The 24,515-nt window shown below is 37.8% G+C and carries 26 protein-coding genes; 14 read left to right on the plus strand and 12 right to left on the minus strand.

The window, feature by feature from the left end; genetic code table 11:
* Positions 1-5: 5 nt before the first annotated feature.
* The 3 genes from CQA43_RS04480 to CQA43_RS04490 are packed head-to-tail and all read right to left on the minus strand — an operon-like array spanning position 6 to position 1,972.
* On the minus strand, positions 6-905 hold the full coding sequence (locus tag CQA43_RS04480; RefSeq protein WP_115551410.1) for a LysR substrate-binding domain-containing protein: 900 nt from the start codon (positions 903-905) through the stop codon (positions 6-8).
* Positions 895-1,503: a 16S rRNA (guanine(966)-N(2))-methyltransferase RsmD gene (gene rsmD, locus CQA43_RS04485; RefSeq protein WP_115551411.1), complete on the minus strand. Its 609-nt coding sequence runs from the start codon at positions 1,501-1,503 to the stop codon at positions 895-897. Before rsmD ends, CQA43_RS04480 begins: the two co-directional genes overlap by 11 nt.
* Complete coding sequence (locus CQA43_RS04490; RefSeq protein ID WP_115551412.1) at positions 1,496-1,972, minus strand: hypothetical protein; 477 nt, start codon at positions 1,970-1,972, stop codon at positions 1,496-1,498. The genes rsmD and CQA43_RS04490 overlap by 8 nt, the downstream gene beginning before the upstream one ends.
* A gap of 139 nt (positions 1,973-2,111) precedes the next feature.
* Here CQA43_RS04490 and aroQ point away from each other — a divergent pair, with 139 nt between their 5' ends.
* The 11 genes from aroQ to ruvX are packed head-to-tail and all read left to right on the plus strand — an operon-like array spanning position 2,112 to position 11,265.
* Positions 2,112-2,606, plus strand: a complete 495-nt coding sequence (aroQ, locus tag CQA43_RS04495; RefSeq protein WP_115551413.1) for a type II 3-dehydroquinate dehydratase — start codon at positions 2,112-2,114, stop codon at positions 2,604-2,606.
* A gap of 17 nt (positions 2,607-2,623) precedes the next feature.
* Positions 2,624-3,667 (plus strand): M24 family metallopeptidase, encoded by a 1,044-nt coding sequence (locus CQA43_RS04500; protein ID WP_115551414.1) that lies wholly within the window; start codon positions 2,624-2,626, stop codon positions 3,665-3,667.
* 1 nt (position 3,668) lies between these two features.
* Entirely contained in the window at positions 3,669-4,328 is a 660-nt protein-coding gene (folK, locus tag CQA43_RS04505) for a 2-amino-4-hydroxy-6-hydroxymethyldihydropteridine diphosphokinase (protein WP_245944214.1), read from the plus strand.
* Positions 4,325-5,767 (plus strand): flagellar biosynthesis protein FlhF, encoded by a 1,443-nt coding sequence (gene flhF / locus CQA43_RS04510; RefSeq protein ID WP_115551415.1) that lies wholly within the window; start codon positions 4,325-4,327, stop codon positions 5,765-5,767. The genes folK and flhF overlap by 4 nt, the downstream gene beginning before the upstream one ends.
* Positions 5,768-5,769: 2 nt before the next feature.
* A complete protein-coding gene (locus CQA43_RS04515) occupies positions 5,770-6,627 on the plus strand; it encodes a P-loop NTPase (protein ID WP_115551416.1) in 858 nt (285 codons plus the stop codon).
* Positions 6,628-6,645: 18 nt separating this feature from the next.
* The gene (locus CQA43_RS04520; protein WP_115551417.1) at positions 6,646-7,041 is read left to right on the plus strand and encodes a hypothetical protein; all 396 of its coding nucleotides are present in this window, start codon (positions 6,646-6,648) and stop codon (positions 7,039-7,041) included.
* Positions 7,025-7,729 (plus strand): RNA polymerase sigma factor FliA, encoded by a 705-nt coding sequence (locus CQA43_RS04525; protein WP_115551418.1) that lies wholly within the window; start codon positions 7,025-7,027, stop codon positions 7,727-7,729. The genes CQA43_RS04520 and CQA43_RS04525 overlap by 17 nt, the downstream gene beginning before the upstream one ends.
* Positions 7,722-8,783, plus strand: a complete 1,062-nt coding sequence (fliM, locus tag CQA43_RS04530) for a flagellar motor switch protein FliM (protein ID WP_115551419.1) — start codon at positions 7,722-7,724, stop codon at positions 8,781-8,783. The genes CQA43_RS04525 and fliM overlap by 8 nt, the downstream gene beginning before the upstream one ends.
* A gap of 9 nt (positions 8,784-8,792) precedes the next feature.
* Positions 8,793-9,638: a flagellar motor switch protein FliY gene (gene fliY, locus CQA43_RS04535; RefSeq protein ID WP_115551420.1), complete on the plus strand. Its 846-nt coding sequence runs from the start codon at positions 8,793-8,795 to the stop codon at positions 9,636-9,638.
* 6 nt (positions 9,639-9,644) lie between these two features.
* Entirely contained in the window at positions 9,645-10,754 is a 1,110-nt protein-coding gene (gene hemW, locus CQA43_RS04540) for a radical SAM family heme chaperone HemW (RefSeq protein WP_245944215.1), read from the plus strand.
* Positions 10,755-10,758: 4 nt separating this feature from the next.
* Positions 10,759-11,265, plus strand: a complete 507-nt coding sequence (gene ruvX / locus CQA43_RS04545; protein WP_115551421.1) for a Holliday junction resolvase RuvX — start codon at positions 10,759-10,761, stop codon at positions 11,263-11,265.
* A gap of 1,002 nt (positions 11,266-12,267) precedes the next feature.
* Here the strand turns inward: ruvX and CQA43_RS04555 are convergent.
* Together CQA43_RS04555 and CQA43_RS04560 are read right to left on the minus strand one after the other, a co-directional pair.
* Positions 12,268-13,662: a chemotaxis protein CheX gene (locus tag CQA43_RS04555; protein WP_115551423.1), complete on the minus strand. Its 1,395-nt coding sequence runs from the start codon at positions 13,660-13,662 to the stop codon at positions 12,268-12,270.
* A gap of 21 nt (positions 13,663-13,683) precedes the next feature.
* Complete coding sequence (locus CQA43_RS04560) at positions 13,684-14,568, minus strand: OmpA family protein (RefSeq protein ID WP_115551424.1); 885 nt, start codon at positions 14,566-14,568, stop codon at positions 13,684-13,686.
* Positions 14,569-14,702: 134 nt separating this feature from the next.
* Between CQA43_RS04560 and CQA43_RS04565 the strand changes: the two genes are divergently transcribed.
* Genes CQA43_RS04565 through CQA43_RS04575 form a run of 3 tightly spaced genes read left to right on the plus strand, consistent with a single transcriptional unit; the run spans position 14,703 to position 17,504 of the window.
* On the plus strand, positions 14,703-15,461 hold the full coding sequence (locus tag CQA43_RS04565; protein WP_115551425.1) for an NAD+ synthase: 759 nt from the start codon (positions 14,703-14,705) through the stop codon (positions 15,459-15,461).
* A gap of 10 nt (positions 15,462-15,471) precedes the next feature.
* Positions 15,472-16,602: a DegT/DnrJ/EryC1/StrS family aminotransferase gene (locus tag CQA43_RS04570; RefSeq protein WP_115551426.1), complete on the plus strand. Its 1,131-nt coding sequence runs from the start codon at positions 15,472-15,474 to the stop codon at positions 16,600-16,602.
* Positions 16,602-17,504 (plus strand): tetraacyldisaccharide 4'-kinase, encoded by a 903-nt coding sequence (locus tag CQA43_RS04575; RefSeq protein WP_115551427.1) that lies wholly within the window; start codon positions 16,602-16,604, stop codon positions 17,502-17,504. Before CQA43_RS04570 ends, CQA43_RS04575 begins: the two co-directional genes overlap by 1 nt.
* 87 nt (positions 17,505-17,591) lie before the next feature.
* Here CQA43_RS04575 and CQA43_RS04580 read toward each other — a convergent pair whose 3' ends face one another.
* The 7 genes from CQA43_RS04580 to CQA43_RS04610 form a co-directional block, all read right to left on the minus strand.
* Complete coding sequence (locus tag CQA43_RS04580) at positions 17,592-18,833, minus strand: multidrug effflux MFS transporter (protein WP_115551428.1); 1,242 nt, start codon at positions 18,831-18,833, stop codon at positions 17,592-17,594.
* Positions 18,834-18,977: 144 nt separating this feature from the next.
* Positions 18,978-19,757 carry a flagellar biosynthetic protein FliR gene (gene fliR, locus CQA43_RS04585; RefSeq protein ID WP_115551429.1) on the minus strand — a complete coding sequence of 260 codons (780 nt, stop codon included), beginning with the start codon at positions 19,755-19,757 and terminating at the stop codon, positions 18,978-18,980.
* Between the two features lie 41 nt (positions 19,758-19,798).
* Positions 19,799-20,443, minus strand: coding sequence for an ABC transporter ATP-binding protein (locus CQA43_RS04590; protein ID WP_115551430.1), 645 nt, complete (start codon positions 20,441-20,443; stop codon positions 19,799-19,801).
* A gap of 15 nt (positions 20,444-20,458) precedes the next feature.
* Positions 20,459-21,526, minus strand: a complete 1,068-nt coding sequence (gene tsf, locus CQA43_RS04595) for a translation elongation factor Ts (protein WP_115551431.1) — start codon at positions 21,524-21,526, stop codon at positions 20,459-20,461.
* Positions 21,527-21,535: 9 nt separating this feature from the next.
* On the minus strand, positions 21,536-22,330 hold the full coding sequence (gene rpsB / locus CQA43_RS04600; RefSeq protein WP_115551432.1) for a 30S ribosomal protein S2: 795 nt from the start codon (positions 22,328-22,330) through the stop codon (positions 21,536-21,538).
* 172 nt (positions 22,331-22,502) lie between these two features.
* Entirely contained in the window at positions 22,503-23,378 is an 876-nt protein-coding gene (locus CQA43_RS04605) for a phosphate/phosphite/phosphonate ABC transporter substrate-binding protein (protein WP_115551433.1), read from the minus strand.
* 2 nt (positions 23,379-23,380) lie between these two features.
* Positions 23,381-24,514, minus strand: coding sequence for an acyl-CoA dehydrogenase family protein (locus tag CQA43_RS04610; RefSeq protein ID WP_115551434.1), 1,134 nt, complete (start codon positions 24,512-24,514; stop codon positions 23,381-23,383).
* Position 24,515: the final 1 nt, after the last annotated feature.

Consider the following 24,515-nt stretch of genomic DNA (forward strand, 5'->3'; position numbering starts at 1 on the left):
TCCATTTATTGCTTGCTTTGCTCCAAAACATATTCCTCAAATTTTAACAAAATTGGATTATGAAGCTGACTTCGACGCTTAAGCGAATAAAAAGATTGCTCTAGGGGTAAATTTTTAATTTTAATGGGGAATAAGACTTTATTTTCTAACTCTTTTCTAATAGCAATTTCAGAAAAGACAGACAATGCGCCCTCACAAATCACCAAATCCTTAATTGCTGTTGTGCAATTTAGCTCAATAAAAATTGGAATCTCAACCCCGAGTTTTGCCAAAGCACCCACAAATTGTTCCCTCTGCCCCGAACCATATTCTCTCAAAATCCACATCTTGTCTAGTAAATCCTTAATGTCCCTTGTGCGCGAGGCGAGAATAAAATCATTGCTCGCCACAATCAAAGAATCCGTATGCAACATTTCACTCACCAACCCTTCGGTGCTCGCATATTGCGAAGAAATATCTCCCTCTACAAGTGCCAAATCCACCGCACCTTTTTTGATTTGTTCAAAACATTCCTTAAAATGGGCAACCTGTAATTTCAGCCTAACTTTTCTGTGTGTTTTGGCAAACTCAAAAACAATTTTAGGCAAAAAATATTCACTAATTGTATGCGTTGCAACAATACTTAATTCTCCTGTAATCTCTTGAGAATCTGTGCGCTCCAAACTCTCAAGACTTGCATAATATCCTTGCACTACCTCTAGCCACATTCCGCCTAGAAATAATGCTCTTGAAGTTGGCACTAGCTTCTTTCCAATGCGTTCAAAAAGCGGAAAACCCGCAAGTTTTTCTAATCGCTTCACCACTATGGATACATTAGGTTGTGAGATAGAGAATCGTTCGGCTGTTTGTGTAGGACTTTTACTCTTTAACAAATCTAAAAATATCTCTAAATCCTTAATTTTCATTTTGCACCCCTGATTCAAAATAGCTCAAAGAACTCCTACCAAATTTCTTCGTTTTTATGAGCGTAAAACTACCAATATGCGTTGGAATCTCCAAAGAGGAAATATGCTCCAACACAAGCAAATCAAAAAGATTTTTATCCAAATCCTCTATCATTTGATAACATCTTTCGTAAATATCTTGCATTGTGTTGCGCACATTAAAAGGTGGGTCAATATATCCAATACTAGGGGATTTCAATATTTTCAAAGCAAGCTTATAATGATTAAAAGTATCGCCCAAGAAGACACGATAGTTTTCATTGTTTTGACAAGTACTTTGCAAATTTGCTTTTAAAATCTCGCAAGCCTTTTTATCACTCTCAAAAAACAATGCAAATCTTGCTCCACGACTAAGTGCTTCTATCCCGATACTTCCGCTCCCGGCAAAAAATTCTACAAAACTTGCTCCCACAATGCCACTATTTAAAGTATTAAAAAACGATTCCTTTAGAATTGCTTTAGAAGAGCGCGTCGTATCCAAAGAAGCCATTTGCAACTTGCGTCCCTTATAGATTCCACCTAAAATTCTCAAGGTAGATTTGGGAGGATTTTTAAGCATTTTTGCCCTTATAATGCTCCAAAACAATCGTTTGAATTTCTTTTGCAAAACTGCGTAAAACTTCCTCAATTTTCGTATTCAAATCAGAATCCTCAAAAAGAGGCGGAATCTCTTGCTTTAAATTATCCAAACGATTAAAATCACCAAAACCACTAGAGCTTGACTTAATAAAATCCTCTCCTTGCAAATCCTGATAACTCCTAGATTCCTCATTTTGCGATTCTTGCATTGCTCTGCCTCTGATTTTTCTATCAAAAGCCTCTAGTTCTTGTAGTAGAATTTCTCGCGTAAAAGGAATCTTAAGGTTTGCCTCCTCAAAATCTCCGATTAAGAATACAGGTTTTTGGGATTCTACAAGTTGTGTCGCGACGACAAAATCACAAAGCTTATAACTTGTAAGATATTCCTTTAAATACATCTCCAAACTGCGGTCTAACAACAAAGAATCGCAAATCAGCGCAATTTTCATAATAGAATCCTTACAAAATATTTTATCAATTATAGCGGAATCTTTACAAAAATTTTAGAATTTTTATCAAGCTTAAGCGCAAAATTCTTGCATTTAGAATCTTTTTTGCTATAATTTAAAAATTTTAAAAGGAGCAAAAATGAAAGCAATGGTAATCCAAGGTCCCAATCTCAATATGCTAGGGATTCGCGACCCGCGTATCTATGGACCAGCAAAGCTTGAAACAATCCACCAAAACATCAAACAACACGCTGAACAAATCGGCTTAGAGGTGGATTTTTTTCAAAGCAATTTTGAAGGCGAAATCGTAGATAAAATCCAAGAATGCTTAGGACAATACGATGGAATTATTATCAATCCCGCCGCTTACTCACACACTTCTGTTGCGATTCGGGACGCAATTTCTGCTGTCAATTTACCAACGATTGAAGTGCATATTAGCAATATTCACTCAAGAGAAGATTTCCGACACAAAAGCTTAACTGCTGCGGTATGCGCTGGCGTTATTGCGGGCTTTGGTCCAATGGGTTATCATCTTGCTTTACAAGGACTTGTTCAGATTCTCACTGAATTAAACGCAATCAAAGAAGCGCGCAAGCAAGCGGCTGCACAAAACGCACAACCCCAACAATAACACCCTAGGAGGGCAAATTGGAAAACTTTATCATCAAAGACGAAAATGCCCTTTATTTTGAAGTGGGTTATAGTTGCGATAACGCTCTTTTTATCGCTTATGGCAAGCAGGGCTATTTCATTACCGATGGACGTTATCAAACCGAGGCGCAAGAGTCTATCAAGCAAGACAAATATGCTGTGGAGATTCTTATTTCTCGTAATCTTATTCGCACTGCACGTGCAATTTTCAAAAAATACGAAAAATCCACCTTTTACTTCAATCCACAAGAATTTTCAGTATTTGCATTTGAAAAGCTAAAAAATAATCTTAAAATTAACTTTATTCCTAAACTAAACTTTCACCAAGAAAAACGAATCCTCAAAACTGCACAAGAAATAGAGCTTTTACACCATTCTCAAAAGCTCAACTTCAAAGCTTTTGCCAAGTTTGCGCAATTCCTTAGCGAAAAGGGTGTAGATTGCGAAGAATCTTACCTTCATTTCAAAACGCAAGAATTTTTGAGTAAGCAAGGTAAATTTGATTTAAGCTTCAATCCCATTGTAGGAATCAACAAAAATGCTGCAAAACCGCACGCCCTGCCCTCAAACGACAAATTGCAAAAAGGTGATTTATTGCTTTTTGATGCGGGATTGAAATACAAACGTTATTGCTCTGATATGACACGTACAGGGTATTTTGGCAAAAATGGAATCTGTTTTTCTAAAGAACAAAAATTCAAAAACAAAGAGTTGCAAAAAATCTATGACATTGTGCTAAAAGCCCAAGAATGTGCAATCAAAGGCGCAAAAGTAGGAATGCTTGCCTGCGAAGTAGATGCTCTTGCGCGTAATGTGATTGAAAAAGCGGGATATGGCAAATATTTCGTGCATTCCACAGGACACGGAATCGGACTAGATATCCACGAGTTGCCTGTCATTTCGGCACGCTCTCAAACGATTCTGCAAGAAAGTATGGTATTTTCTATTGAGCCGGGCATTTATATTCCCCATCATTATGGCGTGCGCATTGAAGATTTAGTCGTATTACAAAGAGATGGTGCGCGTGTGCTTGGAATCTAAAATGCAATCATTTTCGCCCCATAAAACCAATTGTTTAACTTCCAAAAAGCAGAAATTCTACTGCACCAAATCACAAAATTTGCATTACTTTGGAATCAAAACCTACCGACAAATCAAAATAAACCCTAAAATGACGCGTCTAATTTATGCACTTCCTCCCCTACAAGGTAAATTTTTTGCATTGCAATCCAAGACTCCGCGATTCACTCTTGTGCGCCCACCCAATCCCTATCGTTCTTTTAAGGCATACCAACAACTTAAACAATACGCAATTTTAGGAATCGGGGCAAATTGTGGCGAATGTTTAATTACATTTTGGAAGCTTTTTAAGAGGTTCAAAAAGAAAAATGTTATAATTTCTTTTTCATCTATTTTAAAAAATCCAGCTTTTGGCTGGGAAGCACAAGCAGATTTTTATAATGCAGTTTTATGGGTAAAAACTAAGCTTGGCTATGTAGAATTTTGGAGTTTTTGTGCGTATTTAGAACGTATGTTTGGGCGGAATCGCAAACGACCTTTTAAAAATGCTCCGCGCACTTTGGATATTGATATTATTGGTTTTAAAAATCAATTCTTACGTTTTAAACATTTACAGATTCCACATATTGCGTGGTCTCTTAGAGAAAGCGTGAGGATTCCATTACTAGAGAGGAAGGTATGAAACTATTTACTTATACGGGAGAAAGTTCAGCTGCAGCCTTAGCGCAAGCCAAAGCCGAGCTTGGCGATGAATTTTCAATCATCTCACAAAAAAAATTAAGTGAGGGAGGATATGAAATTTCTGTCGCCATTAGCGAAGAAGACTTAAAAGAAGCTAAGGTTAAAGCTGAACGAGAAAAGCAAAAAAATGAAACCTTGGCAGCAAAAAGCAATAGTATTGCTGATAGATTGGAATTGATTGCACAAAAGGAGTTAGAAAAAAAACGTATGGCACAAACTCTATCTAGCACGCTCCCCGAAGATGTTTCTTTACAACTTTCCGATGCAGTGCGCCAAATCTCGCAGATTGCTGGCGTTGCCTCTAAAATTCCTCCAAAATCTCCTTATCCAACACCTCTAGCGCAGATTCCAAAAGAATCTTCCTCTCAACCCCAAAACAAAGAGAAAGAAGAAAGACCAAAGCAGGCGCAAAACAACAAAGAATCGCAAATAGAAAACAAAAAGAAAGAATCCTCACTTGAAAATAATGATTTGCGCTTGATTCGGGGTGAAATTGATAGACTAAACGACAAACTCAAACTTATCCAAAATATGTTTTGGGAGGAGCGAGGACCCAAACGTGATGGGCTAATTATCCCGCACGAATTTGCAGAAATTTACAGAATCACCAAAGCAAGTGGTATGGCAAAAGAGCATTTAGAAAAGATTATGCAGCTGACTTTGGAATTAATGCCCATTAAAATGCGCGAAAACTCTGTGCTTATCAAGCGATATTTTAGAGAAGTTTTGCGCAAAATGGTATATGCAAGAGCAGAGAATCTAAGCAGCAATGCCAAAAACATTATGATGTTAGTTGGACCCACAGGAGTGGGCAAAACAACGACTTTAGCAAAACTTGCCGCACGTTATTCAAGACTTTTAAACAAAAACTACAAAGTAGGAATCATTACTTTGGATACTTACCGAATCGGTGCAGTGGATCAATTAATGTTTTATGCTAAAAAGATGAAATTAAGTATAGATACCGTAGTAGATACAGAGGAGTTTGTTAATGCGCTAGATTCCTTGAAATATTGCGATTATATTTTGATTGATACGGTGGGCAGCTCACAGCACGATAGGGCGAAGCTAGAATCCCTCAAAAGCTTTGTCAATGCCGACCCAAATACCAAAATTGATGTGAGCTTAGTGATGAGTGCAACCACAAAATACGAAGACTTAAAGGATATTTATCATACTTTTTCTACTTTAGGAATTGACACCTTGCTTTTTACGAAACTAGACGAAACGCATAGCTATGGCAATATTTTTTCTTTGATTTACGAGACTAAAAAACCGGTAAGCTATTTTTCTATTGGTCAAGAAGTGCCAAACGATTTGAATGTTGCGACAAGCGATTTCTTGATTGATTGCTTGCTAGATGGGCTTATTAAAGGCTAAAAATGAAAAACCAAGCGGCAAATTTAGAATTGCTTTTAGAATCTCCAAAAATCTCTAATACAAAATTTATTACCATCACAAGTGGTAAAGGTGGCGTGGGCAAATCTACTTTTAGCGCGAATCTTGCTTATAAACTTTGGCAGCTAGGCTTCAAAGTCGGAATCTTTGACGCAGACATTGGACTAGCAAATTTGGATATTATGTTTGGTGTGCGCTGTGAAAAAAATCTTTTGCATGTGCTAAAAAATCAAGCAAAACTCAAAGATATTATCATACCTATTGAGCGGAATCTCTATCTTATCCCGGGCGATTCTGGCACAGATATTTTTCGCTATAAGAGCGAATTTATGTTTGAAGCCTTGATTGAGGATTCTGCATTTTTAGACAACTTAGATTTTGTTATCATTGATACAGGTGCAGGGATTGGCGAATACACGCAGACTTTTTTAAAAAATAGTGATGAGGTAATCGTTATTACGATTCCAGACCCTGCGGCAATCACAGATGCTTATGCAACGATTAAACTAGCAGCAAATTTCAAAGAACGTATTTTTATGCTAATTAATATGACAAAAAATAATGCAGAAGCACAAATGATTTTTCAAAAAGTGCAAAAAATCGCACAAGCAAACATTAACAATATCAAATTGGAATTTATTGGTGAATTGACCAAAACATCATTGATTAATCATTACAGCAAAAATCGCGGAATCTTTGTTAAGTTGGAGCCAAATTCCTCCTCTTCAATGGAAATTGAAGAGATTGCACGCAATCTTGCCAAAAAAATGGAACGAAATGTGCTAGTACAAGAAGATAAAAGATTTGGTAAATTCTTAAAAAAGATTTTGGGTCATTTTTAGGAAATGTAAGGAAACAAAATGTCTTTAAAAATGGATAATTTTCTAAGTTTTGCGATTGTGAATGGATTTTTTATCGGACTCTTATTATCCTTTTTGAAATTTGATGAACCAGAAATGATTGTAGCAGGAACGCTTATCTCAACGATTGGATTCTATTTGATTACTTTAGTAAGCGTTTCATTGTTTGTGCGATTTTTGGGCAATCAAGAGCATATTATCAGGAGACCTGCATATAATGATTTGCTAGAAGAATACATTGAAGAGTTTGATAAACGCGAAAAAGTAACCAACAAGATTCGTGGATTCTTGCGCACAATGGAAAAAACAATGCGCGAAGATGAGGAGGAAGAAGCACGGACAAACAAAAATAAAAAACACGAAGTAGAAAAGAATAACTATGCTGACGACTTCTAATGGGTACCAAACAGCATTAAAACAATCGCAAGATTCTCTAGCATTAGACTATCTTCCTGCGCTCAAAGCAATGGCTTTTCGCCTAAAGGAACGATTGCCTGCAAGTGTAGATTTTGCGGATTTGGTATCTATTGGCACAGAAGAGCTTATCAAGCTAGCACGCAAATATGATAGTAAGGTGAGCGAATCTTTTTGGGGTTATGCAAAGCCCCGTGTGCATGGAGCTATGCTTGATTATTTACGCAGTCTAGACAATGTTTCGCGTCAAACGCGCACATTGATTAAACGCGTAGATAAAGCGATTGCAACTTACTATAATACACATCAAGAAGAGCCAGACAATGCTTATCTAAGCGAGATTCTAGGCGAAGAAGAAGAAAAAATCAAAGAGGCAAGAATTGCGAGCGAAATTTATGGTGTAATGCCTTTAGAAGACCAATTAGGTGGGGAGAGCGAAGAGACATTAGAACGTATAGAAAAAGAGGAATTGGTTGAAATCATAGAGCAGATTTTAGAACAAGCAACACAAAACGAACAGCTTGTGATTCAACTTTATTATTTTGAAGAATTAAACTTCAAAGAAATTAGTGAAGTAATGGAAATTACAGAATCAAGAGTTTCTCAACTGCATAAGGCAGTGATTCGTAAAATTCGTCAATACCTTGAACAAAGGGGGCTAAATGGCTGATATATTAAGTCAAGAAGAAATTGATGCGCTATTAGAAGTCGTAGATGATGATGGTGCGGAAGCCGAAATCGCAGAAAAACCAACGACTGTTGTCCAACAACACCAAATTACTCTTTATGATTTCAAGCGTCCAAACCGCGTTAGCAAGGAACAACTAAGAGCTTTTCGTGGAATCCACGACAAAATGGCAAGGGCACTTTCTAGTCAAATTTCGGCAATTATGCGCTCTATTGTAGAAATTCAGCTCCACAGCGTGGATCAAATGACCTATGGTGAATTTTTGATGAGCTTGCCAAGTCCTACAAGCTTCAATGTTTTTTCTATGAAGCCTCTTGATGGCACAGGGGTTTTGGAGATTAACCCCAGCATTGCCTTTCCAATGATTGATAGATTGCTTGGAGGCAAAGGCGACCCTTACGAATCCACGCGTGAATTTAGCGATATTGAACTAAATTTGCTAGATACAATCCTGCGTCAAATGATGCAGAATCTCAAGGACGCTTGGGCACCTGTTACAGAGATTTTTCCCACCGTAGATGTGAAAGAATCTAGCCCCAATGTCGTGCAAATTGTTGCACAAAACGAAATTGTTATTATGGTTGTTATGGAAATCATCATTGGACATAGTAGCGGAATGATGAACCTTTGCTATCCTGTTATTTCTCTAGAATCCGTGCTTTCGCGTCTCGCGAGTCGCGATATCATGTTAAGCGAAACAAGCTCCAAAAAATCGCGCAACAAAGAATTGCAAGCCCTTTTAGGTGGAGCAAAAGTCAATGTCGCAGCAATGCTTGGAGAAACCAAACTCAATATGCACGAAATCTTGGATTTGGAAGTGGGCGATATCGTGCGACTTGACCGCCCAGCAGATGACACGGTAATTATCAATGTAGATGGACGTGAAAAATTCCTTGCTAGCATTGGTTTGCACCGCTATCGTAAGACGATTGAAGTCAAAGAAATGATAAAAACAGAAAAAGACCAAGTCAAAGAAATCCTTGAAATGCTTGAAACTCAACGCAAATCTAGAGCAAACGAAATTGAAGAAGATTAGGAGTAAAGTATGCTAAATGATTTTTTAAAACTCATTATTCAAGAAACGGGTGCGACAATAGAGGGTTTGCTTGGAAGCGCACCGGAAGTTAGCCACATTGAAGCACAAAATGGTAAAAGCGATTCCATCAAACCCCCAATGGCAAAAATTGACATTAGCACAGACGATGGAGCAACGCTTGCGCTTTTTATTTCTCCCAAAGTCGCCACCGCACTTGCAGATATGATGTTAGGTGGAGAAGGGGAGAGTCAAGAAGCAATGAGTGCAGATGATTTGGACGCCACAAAGGAAATTGCTTCTAACATCTTTGGAGCAATCTCTACTTCACTTGGAGGGCAAAAAGAGCTACCCAAACTTAGTTTCACCCTGAACAATATCAATTTCCTGCCCGACGGAGATTTGGGACTTTCTAATTATAGTGGATTCTATACTTTTTCTTTCCATATTGGCTCTATCCAAGATTATTTATATTTTGCTTTCTCTAGTGCATTTGAACAACATTTCAACCCAAGCCCACCAGCTGAAGCTGCTCCAAGCGAGGAATCTAGCGGAGGTGGAGGCACACAAGCCAAAGTAGAACTCAATAATTCTGAAATGAAAAATATGGCGATGCTTTTAGATGTACGCTTGCAAGTCAAGGTTAGAATCGGGCAGAAAAAAATGCTTCTTAAAGATGTAATTGCTATGGACATTGGAAGCGTTGTGGAACTCAATCAACTTGCAAATGACCCCTTGGAAGTCTTGGTAGATGACAAAGTCATCGCAAAGGGTGAAGTCGTTATTGTAGATGGAAACTTTGGGATTCAAATCACTGAAATTGCTCCCAAAAAAGATAGAATAGAGCAGCTTTTATAACAAAAAGTGGAATCGCAAATCAAACTTTTTGAAATCTCTCTTTATTTGCACATTCCTTTTTGTGATAGCAAATGCGGATATTGTGCTTTTAATTCCCAAATCAACAAAAATCACTTAAAAACAATTTATATGGAAACTCTCGCCCGATATGTTTCCTATAAGATTCACAACCTTTTAGAAGAAAACCAAAATTTACAAATTACTTCAGTTTATATTGGCGGGGGCACTCCAAATAGTGTAAAATCCCGTGCTTATTCATCTCTTTTTGCGGAGTTTTCTCCCTATCTTGCACCACAAGCAGAAATTAGTATTGAAGCAAATCCTAACTCCCTAAGCTTAGAATGGTTGCAGACGCTTCAAAGTTTGGGTGTCAATCGCTTAAGCTTAGGAGCGCAAAGCTTTGAGGATTCTAAACTTATCTTTTTGGAGAGACACCACAGGAAAGATTCTATCTTTTACGCCATTGAAATGGCACTAAAGGCTGGTTTGAAGAATCTTAGCATTGACTTAATCTATGGCACACCCTTGTGTAATGCTTCATTACTCACACAAGAATTAGAAACCGCCTGTGCTTTACCCTTAAGTCATCTTTCCGCCTATCAGTTAAGCATTGATGAGGGAAGTAGATTCTATGCAAACAAGGAATCATTAGGAAATTTGAGGGATTTTGAGGGGGAATTTGAGGGATTTTTGAGTATGGGACATTTTATTAAATCCTATTTACAAACCAAAGGATTTAAGCAATATGAAGTCAGCAATTATGCCAAAACTAGTCCCTCTTATCATAATCTCCGCTATTGGGAGGGCAAGGAATACTTAGGCATTGGTGCGGGAGCTGTTGGATTTCAAGGAGGCGTGCGCACAAGTATGCCAAAAAGTATTGAAAAATTTTTGTCGGGATTCTATGAAGAAAAAGAAATTTTAAGTACGCACAATCAACTCTTGGAACATTTGTTTTTGGGATTCCGCTCTTGTGTTGGCGTAGAGAGGAAAAGAATCCCCAACACGCGCAATCTTAAAATTTTGTTAGAAGAAAATAAAGTGAAGCAAGACGGGGAAAGAATTTATGCAAAAGATTATTTTTTGGGTGATGAAATCGCCTTGTTTGTAGGATAAGCCAATGGAAGTGCAAACACCAAAAATCGTGCTAGCCCTTGACATAGGACTTAAAAGAATCGGGGTAGCAAAGGCGATTCAAAATATTGCCCTACCCCTCCCACCAATTCTGCGCAAAAACCGCAATCAAGCAGCCAAAGAAATCAGTCAGCTCCTCTTAGACTCCAAAGCGAATGTATTAGTGGTTGGAATCCCTATGCAAAAGAGGGATTCTGCTTTGACAGACGAGGATTCTCTTGCAACAATGCAAAAAAGAATCCGACATTTTGTCAGCTTACTTACGATTCCACCTCATCTTGAAATCATCTTCTTGGACGAAAGCTTCAGCTCCTTTGAGGCATTGCAAAAACTAGAGGACAAAAAATCACGTAAAAAGGCACACAGCAAAGATGGCAGCCTAGATTCTCTTGCAGCTCTTGTGATTTTAGAAAGATATTTGATAAACTTTGATAGAATTCCGCAATCCAATTCAAAAGACGAAAATAATGACAAGCAATCCACTCGCAATTAAAGAATACTAACAAAAACAAATGCATACTCTTTTGCAAGAAATCAAGCAATTTGGTGAATTTAGTAGTCAATTTTATGCTTTGGAATCTTTTAGGCAAGAATTAAAACCCTTTTATCAGTGGAAATTATTGGATAGATTTGTAGGATTTAGAGGCAAAAAATCAACGGAGATTTCATAGACCACCATATCACTACTTATTTTGCTCCTTTGGCTTTTAAGCGCAAAAGTTGGGAGCAAATAGCCCCCTCTTAAGCAAAGCACTTCAAGCCTCCCAAACGCACTTTATTTATGTCTCTCTCCCTTTGAAGCTTAGGATTTATCCTAAATTGGTTGCGAAGGATTCTACATTTTTACAAGGTGCTTCCACTTTGCTACAATTTAGACAAATGACTTTAAAACTCGTGCAAAACGGGGTAGAAGTCTTGGATATTTCTCCTCTTTTTATGCAACACAAAAAAGGACAATACACATCTTTTTACCAAAGGGCATCATATTTCTTATAAGGGCGCAAGCTTGGTCGCGCAAATAATTGCACGGATTATATCCAACAAACGACAGATTTCGTGCCTGATAATGTGCATTTCAAAGCATAAAACCTCTTTGGATTCCTATCAAAAACGATAATTTACAGAGAGGGGAAAACTTATATTGCAGATAAAAAAGATTCTCCCTTTTGTATTTTTGGTAATTGCAACTTACAAGCTTATCACAAAGAAGGTGCAGGGATTGCCTCCAATCTTGCTTTTACTTTAAAAAAGAAATAGATTATTTGGGGAGGAAATTAATCTTTTAGGATAGGGAATTGGTTTCCTTAGTGGCTCTTTCGTGCGCACCTCTGCTGTAAGTGGTATAACCAAAAAGAGTAATAAAGAAAAAATATGGAAAGCACTAAGAGGAAAAAAATTTATAGAGAATCAATGGAACACTCTTGCACTCAAATCACGATAAGATAACTACTCTTATCATAAATTTAAGATTCTTAAAAGCAATGGAAGAAAATTCTTAATGAGCTAAAAATAAAATCAGAGATTTATCATTCAAAAGCAGGTTAATTTGCACACCTTGTTTGTCTGTTAAAACTTGATAAATCTCATCTTCATTTTTGAAGGCTTTTGGTAACGAGATTCCAATTGAAATGCTATTTTCAGCCAATACCGCTTTGGAGCGACCTGCGATGATGTTAGTAAATTCCGAAATAACATCTAACAACTCTTCATCGCTTTGGGATTCCTCTCCCAAAAGCATCATAGAAGCTTCCTTGACTAGCACCTTGCTAAAGCACAATGCCACGATTCCGCTTACATCGCCTTCAAAAGTAATCATCGCCCCCATTATATCTACTTCGTTAGTTTTGTTGTATTTGGTTACTTTGTAATCTGTACGTTTTGCCTCGCCACCCGTCAAAGAAGAAAGCGTTTCAATTGCCGCATTGACAAATACAGGCAACTGCGCTACCAAATTCTTAGTTAATCCCTTGCTTTTTTGTTGTGAAGTTTGATGCACTTTAGCAAGTTCTCTAATTTTCGCGTCATTTCTGCATTTATCTATATTATCAAAAAACAAAATATTACTACGCATACAAAGCTCTTGTCTGCTGTGATCTAAAGGAGTCTTTAGCCCACAAATTGCAATACAAGCCCCAAATTTTGTATTATTGAGTGCCAAAGACATAATAAAATCCAATGCAGCTAAATTAAAATCTTTGGTATCACTCGCATCAAAAATAAAAACTCTATAACCCTCTCTTAAGCGCGAATTGTGTGCTTGGATATTAAAAGAAAGCGAGATATTTTTATCTACTTTTTTATAAAGCGTATAAATCACGATTCCATTATTAATCGTAATGGGAATGAAATTGCTTGTAATATCAAAATAAATATCATACAGATAAATAGCTTTATCAAGATATTGACGCCGCTTATCCATAAACTCTTCACCGCTATTGACACAGATTACCTCATATCCCTTAGCAGTCAGCTCTTGAGAAATCAACGTCTGCATCATACCATCTGCATCATAATAAATCACACTTTGATTTAGCGGAGGAATTTTAAGTCCAAGCAAGAGATTTGCCATATGTTCTGTGCGAAAAAGTGGTAAGCTTTTGTTGGGAAAAAGAGATTTCAACTTAGGGAATTGCGCATCATTATAGCCTACGAATGCTACTGCAATGCTCACTTTATTTTGCATAGCAAGCAAAGCTTTAGCGATAAGAATCGTCGCACCCTCATCAAATTGCGCAATATGCTCAAACGAAAAATACACTGCTTTGAGTGCGAGAGAACGAATTGTCGCGCTATTGGAGATAAGCACACCACAAATTTCTTTTGCTTCTTTCATCTCCAAGCGCACATCTGGCGCATAAATCGCAATATCGTGTTTAATGATAGGTCTCAATTCCTCAAACCTTTAAAAGTCTTATTTGGTATAAACTTCTGCCTCTACTCTTCTATTTTGTTTTCTGCCCTCTTTTGTGGCATTATCTGCAATCGGTCTTGTTTCGCCATAACCTTTTGCTTCCAATCTCTCTGGAGAGATTCCTTCTTCTATAATTTTATCTTTTACCGCTGTTGCGCGACGTTCAGATAGTTGTTGATTGTAAGCTGAATTTCCTGTGGAATCTGTATGCCCATTAATGATTGCAGTTTGATTTGGATTTTGTTTCATATATTCTGCAAAATCAGTGATTTCTACATTATATTCTGGTGCAATGGTTGTAGAATCAAATGGGAATTGCACAGAGAATGTATGAATATGAGACAATGTCTCTGTTGGTTGTGGCTCTGGTTGTGCGTAAGTTCCAAATGGAATACTAAAACCAACCATTGCAATCACATCACTACGTCCATCAAAACTTGCCAAATGTCGGAGTTCTGTTTTTAGGTGGAGGTATTCTGCAATTTCATGACGCAATCCCACACCATATTGTCCAAAGAAATCACTATCCATATTTTGGAAATTATGGCTTAAATCCTCATAACCAAGACCTCCTAAAATATAAACAGAAGTTTTATCCCATACTTCAAATTCTTTTACAAGGTTCATATAATAGCGATTGATATCCGTAGATTGTCCTTGCTCACTACCTTTTGCGCTATCTGCGCGGTCATAACCAAGTTCTACAAGCACACTTGGTGCAACACGACTAGCAAACTTCAAACCATAACTTAAATCCGCGCTATTTTTGTAACGATCATTGTCGATATGGAAAGTTCCACCAACTTGCGGAGTAACCTCAAATAGGTTGTTAGCCGCAAAAAGCGAGCCACTTAATGCGAGTGAAAGCGCAAGAATTTTTTTCATAATTTTCTCCTTTAAACAATATAAAATTTATATTATAACTAATTTTTTGGCTATAATACTAGGTTTTATTGAAATTTTGTGTTTAATTTTAATTTCAAGGTAACATTTATTCAAATATTAAAAGGTAATTCCCAATGAAAGATTTTGAACAAATCCGACAAAATCTTGTCCAATTTATTGCAACCGAAGTTCAAGCAAGAGGATTTCAATTCGTTGTTTTTGGGTTAAGCGGTGGCGTTGATTCTGCAGTCGTTGCACGTCTTTGTCAGCTTGCTTTTCCAAACAATCATCAAGCCCTTTTAATGCCCTCCAAACAATCCTCCCAAACAAGCCTAACCCACGCATTAGAACTCTGTAAAAAATTTAATATTTCCTATCAGATTCTACAACTCCACCAACCACAAAGTGCTTTTGAAGCAACTTTGCAAGGATTAGATTCTACGCCCTTGCGATTAGGGAATCTTTGTGCGAGATTGCGTATGATTTGTCTCTACGACTACGCTTTTACACATAATGCTTTAGTGATTGGCACAAGCAATAAAAGTGAGATTTTGCTTGGCTATGGCACAATCTTTGGTGACTTAGCCTGCGCAATAAATCCTATCGGCAATCTCTATAAAACAGAAATTTATGAACTTGCGCGTGTTTTAGGGGTTCCGCAAACTATCCTAGAAAAAGCACCAAGTGCGGATTTGTATGAGGGACAGAGTGATGAGAAGGAATTGGGTTTTCCTTATGCAATCTTAGACAGAATTATGCTACTATTAGACAAAGGCGCAAAAGACGATGAAATCTTGCAACAAAATCTACCACGAGAGGCGTTAAGATTGGTCAAAGAGAGAATTTCTCACTTTGATTTTAAGCGCAAAATGCCAGAAATTGCAAATATTTAAAGGAAAATTTATGCGAAGTATTCCCTATTTTATCCCTGATATTACAGAGGCAGAAAGAGATGCAATTCTCAATGTATTAGAAAATCCAAGTCATAATATTGTGTTAGAGCTTGAAGAAGAATTTAAAAAATACATTGGTATCAAACACGCAATTTCAGCTGTTAGCGGAACAGCTGCTTTTCATTTGTGTCTTTTTGCTATGGATTTAAAACGAGGGGATAAAATCTTATGTTCCGTGAATTGTCACCCTAGTTTTCCAGAAATGATTCGGCATTTTGATGCAGAACCGATTTTTGTGGATATTGAAGAGGATACCTTTCTCATTTCTTTACAAAAATGTAAAGAAACATTAGAAAGAATCGGAAACAAAAAATTACGTGCAATTATCATTAGCCATGTTGCAGGGCAAGCTTGCGATATAGAGCCTTTTTACGATTTAGCCGAACATTACAATATTAAAGTCATTGAAGACGCAACGATGGCATTAGGATTGACGCACAATGGTTTAAAAATCGGCTCTCATCATAGCTTTGCAAGCATTTTTAGCGTTGTGCTAGATTCTGCAAATCCTGTTGCACAAGCCGGTATGCTCACAACACAAGACGATGAACTTGCTGCACAGGCAATGCTTTTGCGCTACCACGGAGTTGTGAGTGAAAAAACTACTAGCACGCGTCCGCAATATCTCTATGATGTCGTAGGGATTGGCAACAAATACAATATTAGTTACCTTGATACCGCACTTTGTCTAAGTCAGCTTAAGCGCATTGATTATATTATCAAAAAGCGTCAAGAAATTGCAAAATATTATATTCACGCATTACAAAACGCCCCCCATCTTGTAATGCCAAGCGCCAAAAGCGAACACATTTTTTTTCATTTTATCATCAAGGTAGATAAGAATCGCGACCATTTTGCACGTGAGCTAAAGGAATGCGGTATAGAAAGTGCGCTTCATTTTGTGCCATTGCATTTATTGAGTTATTACAAAAACAAATACAAATACAAAATCAGTGATTTTCCCGTCTCTCTTAAAAACTACCAGCAGATTTTAAGTTTGCCTATTTATAGCGCAATGCAAAAAGAAGACATAGACTATGTTTGCAAGCAAGTTTTGCGCCTTGCAAGCGAGCGTGTTTAATGCGTAAAATTGAAAAATATTTTTTTGCACCTAGCCCATTGCAAAAACTCCTTGCCTTTTGCCTTTTGCCTTTTAGCCTCATTTACTGCATTATTGCCACTCTCAAGCGAAAATTCGCACGCTTTTATGATTTTGGGATTCCAATTATTAGTGTGGGGAATCTTGTTTTAGGCGGTAGTGGTAAATCGCCTTTTATTATAGAAATTGCGAAAAATTATCCAAATTCTTGCGTGATTTTGCGTGGATTTGGGCGCAAAAGCAAAGGCTTAAAAGTTGTCAGTATTCAAGGCAATCTACAAACAAATGTGCAAATTGCCGGTGATGAGGCGATTATGCTCGCCAAAAACCTGCCTTATTGTAGTGTAATTGTCAGCGAAAATCGCAAAAATGCGATTCTAAAAGCCAAAGAATTAGGAGCCAAGATTGTCTTTTTAGACGATGGATTCCGCTTTAATTTCAAAAAATTAAACATCATCTTAAAACCTAAGCTAGAACCTTACTTTGACTTTTGTATCCCAAGCGGCGGGTATCGCGAACACAAAAGATCCTATCAAAAAGCTGATATTCTAGCACAAGAGGGCAGAGATTATGAGCGCAAAGTCCAACTCCTCTACCCCACCAAAAGAATGCTACTTCTTACGGCGATTGCAAATCCCTCACGATTGGATTCTTACTTGCCTGATGTAGTAGGAAAAATCATCTTGAAAGACCATTCTTTTTTTGATAAAACCAAAATACTAGAAGAATATGCGCGTCTTAGTGCCACTTCTCTCCTTGTTACGCAAAAAGATGCAACAAAACTTGAGGAATTTGGCTTGCCACTTTCTCTTTTGCATTTAGAAATGCACATTAATCCCGTAATCCAACAAAGCATTCAAGAATATATTGCAAAAGAATCGTAATTACCATTGCGAAAATGCGTAACTTCAAATCTTTTTTTCAAGTTTGAATCCTCATAGAAATTGCTTCGCTATGCTTAAATGAGACTCTTAAGATGAATGCTTGAATAAGCTTAGAAATTCGCGCTTGTAGCGTCTAATCTCTCTTACATTAAGAGAAAAATAGATTCCACAAGCCAAAAGCAAACAACAAGCAATAATCAACGCTAAAGGAAAGGGTGTATTCGCTTCTACCGCTCCTACGACAAAAGAAATCACCCCCGCAAAGATAAATTGCACCATTCCCAAAATGGCTGAAGCACTTCCAGACATTTGTTTGAAACGCGCCATTGCAAGCGTTGTGGTGTTTGGCACAATAAAACCATTCATTCCAAGCATTAAGAACAAAAGAATCTCAAAAGGCAAGAATCCCAAATCCAACCACCCGACTACAAGCAATACTAATGCAACCCCAAACATCATCACAAACGCATAAGGCAACACTGCATAAGGAGAATATTTACGCACGATTCTTGCATTAATATTGGCAAAAATCATAAAACTAAGTGCATTCACTCCAAAAAGGATTCCATAGGTTTTTTCGCTTAAACCAAAGTATTCGCGAAAAATAAACGATGAGCCGGTAATATAGGCAAAAATTGTTGCCATTACAAGACTAGAGGATAGAATATAAATGCGGAATCTGCGGTCTTGCAAAATATGAAAATAATTCACTAAAACAACTTTAAACTCTGGCTTGACTCTCTGCACAGATTCTTTCTCTTGGATTCCAAAGATAATCAAAACAAAAAGTAGAATCCCAAGCGCAAAAAGTGTCGCAAAAATACTTTTCCACGAAAAGAAATCCAACAAAAATCCCCCAAACACAGGGGCAAGCATAGGAGCTAAACTAGAAACAACCATCATTAAAGCAAACGCACTTGCCGCTTCTTTTAACGCAAAATTATCATTGATAATTGCACGCGCAATCACCACTCCAGCACAGCCACCAAGTGCTTGCAAAAAACGCCAAAAAATAAAACTATCCACAGAATCAAAGCTAATGCACGCAAAGCTTGCGACAATAAAAAGTGCGATTCCAATATACAGGGGCTTTTTCCTGCCATAAACATCACTCAAAGGTCCATAGATTAACTGCCCAAACGCAAAAGCGATGAAAAAAATAGCCAAAGAAAGTTGCGCATAAAAAGGTGTAGTCGCGAAACTTCTCTGAACCTCTCCAAGTGCGGGCAAATACATATCCGTAGAAAGAGGAGCAAGGCTAGACATAAAAGCCAAAATAACAATCAACCTTGCTTTTGCAAAACCTTGATAAGCAGTAGCTTTTTGCATAGAAAATCCTCAAGTTTTTGATTTTGAAAAACGATTATAACACATTAGAATTTTAGAAAAAAATTAATTAACTTTTTGTGCGTTTGGATTCTGTAAGATTCCACAAAAAATCAAAACCCGCAAAGAGTCTTGCAAAATATCAGGCTAAAAACCCGCTTGGAATAAAAGAGTGAGTGCGTCAAATGCACTTAAAAATTCGCGCTTAAAATGCAACATAATCGCCGGAACAATCACAACCAACACCGCAAAAGCGACTGCAATTTTGACAGGAAATCCGATTGCTAGCAAATTGAATTGCGGATGGGCTTTCATAATCATACCAAAAATAATATCTGATAGCAAAATCAAAGCAATAATCGGAAAGGACATTGTAAGCCCTACAACAAAAAGACTTGCAAAAGACTTCACAATATATTCAATATAATTTTGAGTAAAAAGAAAACCACCCAATGGAATCTCTTGAATGCTCTGCGCAACAAAATAAAAGAACAAATGATGATAATCAAGCCCTAGTGCAATCAGCAAAGCAAGAAGTGTAAGCAGTTGCCCTACAATTGGTTTTTGCGCTCCCGTAATAGGGTCATAAGCATTTGCAATCGTCAATCCCATTGCAAACGAAATCAATTCTCCACCAAAAGAAATCATACCGAAAACAATTTGCAATGCCATAGATGCGAGAAATCCCAACATAATTTCAGAAAGTCCCGCAACGATGAAGCGCAAAATCGTCCAATTTGCTGGTGGCACAACATCTAAAAGAGGGACAAAAAGAATCGTAAGCCAAAAAATCAATGCGCCTTTAATGGAATTATTAATCATTTGATTTTCAAAAAAAGGAAAAAAGGCGATAATCCCGGCAAATCGTAACAGCAAGAGTAGAAAGTTTGCGACATTCCCTTCAGTAAGATAGGCTAGGAGTTCCATAACTTAAAACTTTTTCAACTCTTAAATAGGAAAAGGAGATTTTATTCAAGAGATTTAAGAGAAGCGTGTTCCAAACGATAAGAATGTAAAGCTTTCCTTGCAAGAATTGGGTCGTGCGTAACAAATACAAGCAACGATTGTGTCAATCTCACATAATCAAACAAAAGCTCCATTACGCCAAAAGCCGTTTCCCTATCCAAATTTCCGGTTGGTTCATCAGCAAAGATGATTTTAGGTCTTTTAGTCAAAATCCTAGCAATGGATAGCCTCTGCTGCTGCCCTCCGCTCAATGCGCTGACATTTAATGGCAAAGTTTCTAAAATTCCAAACAAACTTAAAAGCTCGTGGTCAATCTTTTGATTACTCAACAAAGAAGCAACTTCCAAGTTTTCTTCTGCGCTGAATCCCAAAAATAAATAATGCGATTGAAAAATGATTCCAATTTCATTACGTCTTAGGGCAAGTAATTTACTTTGGGGAAGTTGATAAATATCCTTGCCCAAAAGCTTCACAACACCACTTTGAGGCTTTAAAAAACTAGAAAGAATGTGCAAGAGCGTGCTTTTGCCACTCCCACTTACACCCATAATAGAGAGTGTTTCACCTGCATTTAAGCTGAAAGTTACATTTTCTAAAATAGGAGAATCATAGCCAAAAGAAAGGTTTTCAGCTACAAGAGAAGCCAAACAGAGCTCCCCAAATTAGCCTAATTGTGCTGCAACTTCATCTGCGAAGCTACAAGCTTGTTTTGTGATTCCCTCGCCAAGCTCAAAACGCACATATTCCACGACTTCAATAGAATCCCCGAGTTCTTTAGATTTATCCCCCAATACTTGTGCAATTGTTTTCTTATCGTCCATTACAAAGAACTGCCCCAATAGTGTAAGCCTTTGGTCTAAAATCGTAGAATCTGCCTTGAATCTTTCTAATTGTCCGGGCAAAATTTTATCCCAAATTTGCTCTGGTTTGCCTTGTGCTTTTAATTCTGCCTTTAATTTTTCCTCTTGTTGTTTTAAGATTTCATCAGTTAATTCTAGCTGACTAATATATTCTGGAATCTTATGCAAAGGCTTGCCAAGTCTTTTTAGCTCTTCATTTTCTTTTTCTAGCTCCGCAATAATCGCTGTTTTCTCGCTTTTAATAAAGTCCAAATCAAAAGAATGGTAAGAAATCACTTGTGGTTTCATTGCCGCAGCGTGCATACAAAGACTCTTCGTAAAATCCGACAATTTAGCCGCATTTGCTTCATTTTGGCATTTTAATGCAATAATAACGCCCACGCGCCCATTAGAATGCACATATGCATTGACGATTCCACCTCCTTTTGCTTCAACTTTCGCGATTCTGCGCACAACGATATTTTCACCGATTTTTGCAATTTGAGACTTTAGGTATTCTTCAAATTTCGCTCCCTCAAAGTTAAGCGTGTGAAGTTCCTCTACATTGGAGACATCAGAATCTTGCACCATTGCGATTGTTTTTGCGCTCAATTCTTTGAAGCCGTCATTCTTAGCCACAAAGTCTGTTTCAGAGTTAATCTCTGCCATACTTACCTTTTTGAAATCAGGAGATACTTTAATAGCAATACTTCCCTCTGCCGCTACTCTGTCAGCTTTTTTTGCTGCTTTACTAAGCCCTTTTTCCCTCAAATATTCTACGGCTTTTTCTAAATCACCGCCCACTTCTACAAGAGCTTTTTTACAATCCATCATTCCCGCGTCTGTCCTATCGCGAAGTTGTTTTACAAGCTGCGCACTAATCTCTGCCATTGCCTCTCCTTATTCTGCTTCTACACTCTTGGCGAAATCTTCTTCGCTCATTGCTTCCTCAATCACCTCTTGTTTTTCCTCCTCACTTGCTGGCTCTGCTACTTCTTGTGTCGGTGCTTCACCACCAGCAATTGCACGCCCTTCTGTAATAGCCTCTGCCATTTCTTTACAGAATAGCTGAATAGAACGAATTGCATCATCATTACCCGGGATTGGATAATCCACCATATCGGGGTCGCAGTTTGTATCTAGTGGCGCAACGACAGGAATCCCTAATCTTCTTGCTTCTGCGACTGCAATTTTTTCTTTTGCCGCGTCAATCACAAAAATCATATCAGGAGCTTTTTTAAGATGTCTCACACCGCCCAAATAACGCGCTAATTTCTCTTTTTTGCGCTGAATCATCAGTTTTTCTTTTTTCGTTAGCAAGTCAATTTGCCCGCTAGCTTCCATTTCCTCAATAATTTCAAGCTTACGGATAGACTTTTTAATGGTAGAGAAGTTTGTAAGCATTCCACCTAGCCAACGATAATTCACATAAGGAGCATTGATGCTATCCGCATATTGTTTGAGTGTTTCGCTTGCTTGTTTTTTCGTTCCAACAAACATTACCACTTTGCCCTCCGCTGCCGCGTCGCGCACAATATTGTAAGTGTAGCGAAAATAACGCAAAGTTTTTTGCAAATCAATAATATGAATATTTTTGCGCACACCAAAAATGTATTTTTTCATCTTCGGATTCCAACGTCTTGTTTGGTGTCCAAAATGCACACCACATTCTAAAAGGTCTTTCATTGTTACCATAGTGTTCTCCTATTTGTTGTTTTGGTTTTCCCTCCACGCTCCTTCAACGCTATCAAGCGCAACCTAAACTTAGGATTAGCGTGTGTGAAATTTGATAAATAAAAGGTTAGCATTTTATTAAAATTTTCTTTAATTTTAGCTTTTATTAAAGTTATTGCTTTCCTAAACTATCTTAAAATTCTTTGCTTTCTATTAATGTTTGCTCTTTCATTGCTTGAGCAATCTCTTCATAACCCTTCAGTGCATCTTGATTGCATAAAACCCATTCATTAAGTCCCTCTAAACTCATCATATGTGCAATTTTTGGGTCATTTTTAAGGGCATTTTGTGATTTCATCATTTCTACAAAGCTTCTTTTTAAGTAAGAATCAAAACTTTTTAGGGTTGTAAAATTACAATGACAATAAGCAGGGCTTGTGTAAAAATTCACCATTTGAGGATAATTTCCCTCTTGCATAACCCTCACCCAAGTAGTAGAGCCAATCGCTCCTGCATCTAGTTCTCCACTTTTTATTTTATCCAGCACATCAAATTCACTTCGCCCTGTATCGCCGTGTTTGCCCACATCGCTATTAAAGCGAAATATCCCCACACTCCCACTTTCTATCTGTGCGCTACCAAGCAAAGCAGGAGAAATTTCTTGCAGTTTAAATCCATTTTTTTGCAAATAAAATAAAGGCATAATCGCCGCTTGAGCAGAATCTAAACTCCCTAAACCAAATTTTTTACCCTTCAAATCCTCTAAACCCTTCATTGTATCTCTTTTGGCTACAAATACACTTTTAAAGCCAATATCAGTATCGCGCATTAAAATTGCCTCTGCACCATTATTTGTGCAATGCCTAGAACGGATAAAAGCCACATTTGTATTCCAAGCAATATCTATTTTTCCCTCTTTAAGCCACTGCACTTGCCGCTCATAGTTGCTAAATAACACATAATCTAGCCTTATATCTTTAAAATAATCATTAGCATATTCCCTAATCGTATCCCAGATAGGGACAATTTGTGGCGCATACGCCACTGCACCTACTAAAATTGACTTCATATTTACTCCTTTGGTAAAAGTGCATCAGAGAGCCATACTTGTAAAATATCAAGACTTGGCGCCATTACTTGTGAAGCGAACGCGTCTCGCAAATATCGCTCTAGTGGCAAGAGCTTACTATAAGCTTTTCCTCCACCAAGTCGCATTGCAAGAGCACAAATGTCCATAACAAGCTGTGTGGCGTTAATCCTACACGCAAAGATTTTGCACATTGCATTAGATTCTTGATTATCAAATGCCCTTGCAGCCTCATAAACAAGTGCAATTTGGCTTTGCGTTTTGGTATAGAGTTCTGCGATATGGATTCTCACTAACTCTTTATCTGCCAAAGAGGAGCCATCAGTATATTTTCTACTCTTACAATGAGCAAGCGCGCATTCATAAGCAGCCTTTCCCACACCGCTATACACCGCTCCAAGCCCCACGACAAAATACATTGCTACAACTCCAGCTTGCGCTTCACCCTCTCCGTCAATGCCAAGCAAATATTGTTTTGTATGAAGCTTCACATCATTATATTGCACAGGTTTTGAGACATTTCCGCGCATACCTAACCCATTCCACACGCCCTCTTCGTGATAAATACCCTCCGCATTATTGGGTGTAATCCAATTATTTTTACCACCATTTACTTTGCAAGAATTTGTATAGGTAAGATAATAGTTTGCTTGTTGTGCGGAAGTTACAAAGCTTTTGCGCCCTTTTAAGATTCTATATTCTCCCGCTTCTGTCTCTGTTATATCAGGCAACCCAAAATGTGTCCCAGAGCCACTTTCACTATAAGCAAGAGCAAAAGAAATCTCCCCTTTTGCTATTTTTGGCAAAAATTCCTCTTTTTGCTCTTTTGTCCCAAAAGTCGCAATACAAGCCGTTGCAACATTATGCATCATATAGCAAAGTGCAGTAGAAGCGTCAAATTGCGCTAAAGTATAACACACCTGTGCGTGATTAAGACAATTTCCACCGCTTCCGCCATACTCTTTAGGCACTAATAATCCCATAAACCCTTGCTTTTTGAGCTCATCGTAGGCTTCTTTTGGGAATCTTGCTTCTTTATCAATAGATTCTGTATGAGGGGCAACAAATGCCTTGCCAAACTCCGCTGCTTTTTGTTCTAAGTTTTCCAAACTTAACATA

The organism is Helicobacter ganmani, assembly GCF_003364315.1.
GTDB lineage: Bacteria > Campylobacterota > Campylobacteria > Campylobacterales > Helicobacteraceae > Helicobacter_D > Helicobacter_D ganmani.

What these genes read in the sequence shown, in the direction of transcription:
- CQA43_RS04480 (WP_115551410.1), bottom strand. Translation starts at nt 905, where the DNA reads ATGAAAATTAAGGATTTAGAGATATTTTTAGATTTGTTAAAGAGTAAA.
- rsmD (WP_115551411.1), bottom strand. Translation starts at nt 1,503, where the DNA reads ATGCTTAAAAATCCTCCCAAATCTACCTTGAGAATTTTAGGTGGAATC.
- CQA43_RS04490 (WP_115551412.1), bottom strand. Translation starts at nt 1,972, where the DNA reads ATGAAAATTGCGCTGATTTGCGATTCTTTGTTGTTAGACCGCAGTTTG.
- aroQ (WP_115551413.1), top strand. Translation starts at nt 2,112, where the DNA reads ATGAAAGCAATGGTAATCCAAGGTCCCAATCTCAATATGCTAGGGATT.
- folK (WP_245944214.1), top strand. Translation starts at nt 3,669, where the DNA reads ATGCAATCATTTTCGCCCCATAAAACCAATTGTTTAACTTCCAAAAAG.
- flhF (WP_115551415.1), top strand. Translation starts at nt 4,325, where the DNA reads ATGAAACTATTTACTTATACGGGAGAAAGTTCAGCTGCAGCCTTAGCG.
- CQA43_RS04515 (WP_115551416.1), top strand. Translation starts at nt 5,770, where the DNA reads ATGAAAAACCAAGCGGCAAATTTAGAATTGCTTTTAGAATCTCCAAAA.
- CQA43_RS04520 (WP_115551417.1), top strand. Translation starts at nt 6,646, where the DNA reads ATGTCTTTAAAAATGGATAATTTTCTAAGTTTTGCGATTGTGAATGGA.
- CQA43_RS04525 (WP_115551418.1), top strand. Translation starts at nt 7,025, where the DNA reads ATGCTGACGACTTCTAATGGGTACCAAACAGCATTAAAACAATCGCAA.
- fliM (WP_115551419.1), top strand. Translation starts at nt 7,722, where the DNA reads ATGGCTGATATATTAAGTCAAGAAGAAATTGATGCGCTATTAGAAGTC.
- fliY (WP_115551420.1), top strand. Translation starts at nt 8,793, where the DNA reads ATGCTAAATGATTTTTTAAAACTCATTATTCAAGAAACGGGTGCGACA.
- ruvX (WP_115551421.1), top strand. Translation starts at nt 10,759, where the DNA reads ATGGAAGTGCAAACACCAAAAATCGTGCTAGCCCTTGACATAGGACTT.
- CQA43_RS04560 (WP_115551424.1), bottom strand. Translation starts at nt 14,568, where the DNA reads ATGAAAAAAATTCTTGCGCTTTCACTCGCATTAAGTGGCTCGCTTTTT.
- CQA43_RS04565 (WP_115551425.1), top strand. Translation starts at nt 14,703, where the DNA reads ATGAAAGATTTTGAACAAATCCGACAAAATCTTGTCCAATTTATTGCA.
- CQA43_RS04570 (WP_115551426.1), top strand. Translation starts at nt 15,472, where the DNA reads ATGCGAAGTATTCCCTATTTTATCCCTGATATTACAGAGGCAGAAAGA.
- CQA43_RS04575 (WP_115551427.1), top strand. Translation starts at nt 16,602, where the DNA reads ATGCGTAAAATTGAAAAATATTTTTTTGCACCTAGCCCATTGCAAAAA.
- CQA43_RS04580 (WP_115551428.1), bottom strand. Translation starts at nt 18,833, where the DNA reads ATGCAAAAAGCTACTGCTTATCAAGGTTTTGCAAAAGCAAGGTTGATT.
- fliR (WP_115551429.1), bottom strand. Translation starts at nt 19,757, where the DNA reads ATGGAACTCCTAGCCTATCTTACTGAAGGGAATGTCGCAAACTTTCTA.
- tsf (WP_115551431.1), bottom strand. Translation starts at nt 21,526, where the DNA reads ATGGCAGAGATTAGTGCGCAGCTTGTAAAACAACTTCGCGATAGGACA.
- rpsB (WP_115551432.1), bottom strand. Translation starts at nt 22,330, where the DNA reads ATGGTAACAATGAAAGACCTTTTAGAATGTGGTGTGCATTTTGGACAC.
- CQA43_RS04605 (WP_115551433.1), bottom strand. Translation starts at nt 23,378, where the DNA reads ATGAAGTCAATTTTAGTAGGTGCAGTGGCGTATGCGCCACAAATTGTC.
- CQA43_RS04610 (WP_115551434.1), bottom strand. Translation starts at nt 24,514, where the DNA reads ATGTTAAGTTTGGAAAACTTAGAACAAAAAGCAGCGGAGTTTGGCAAG.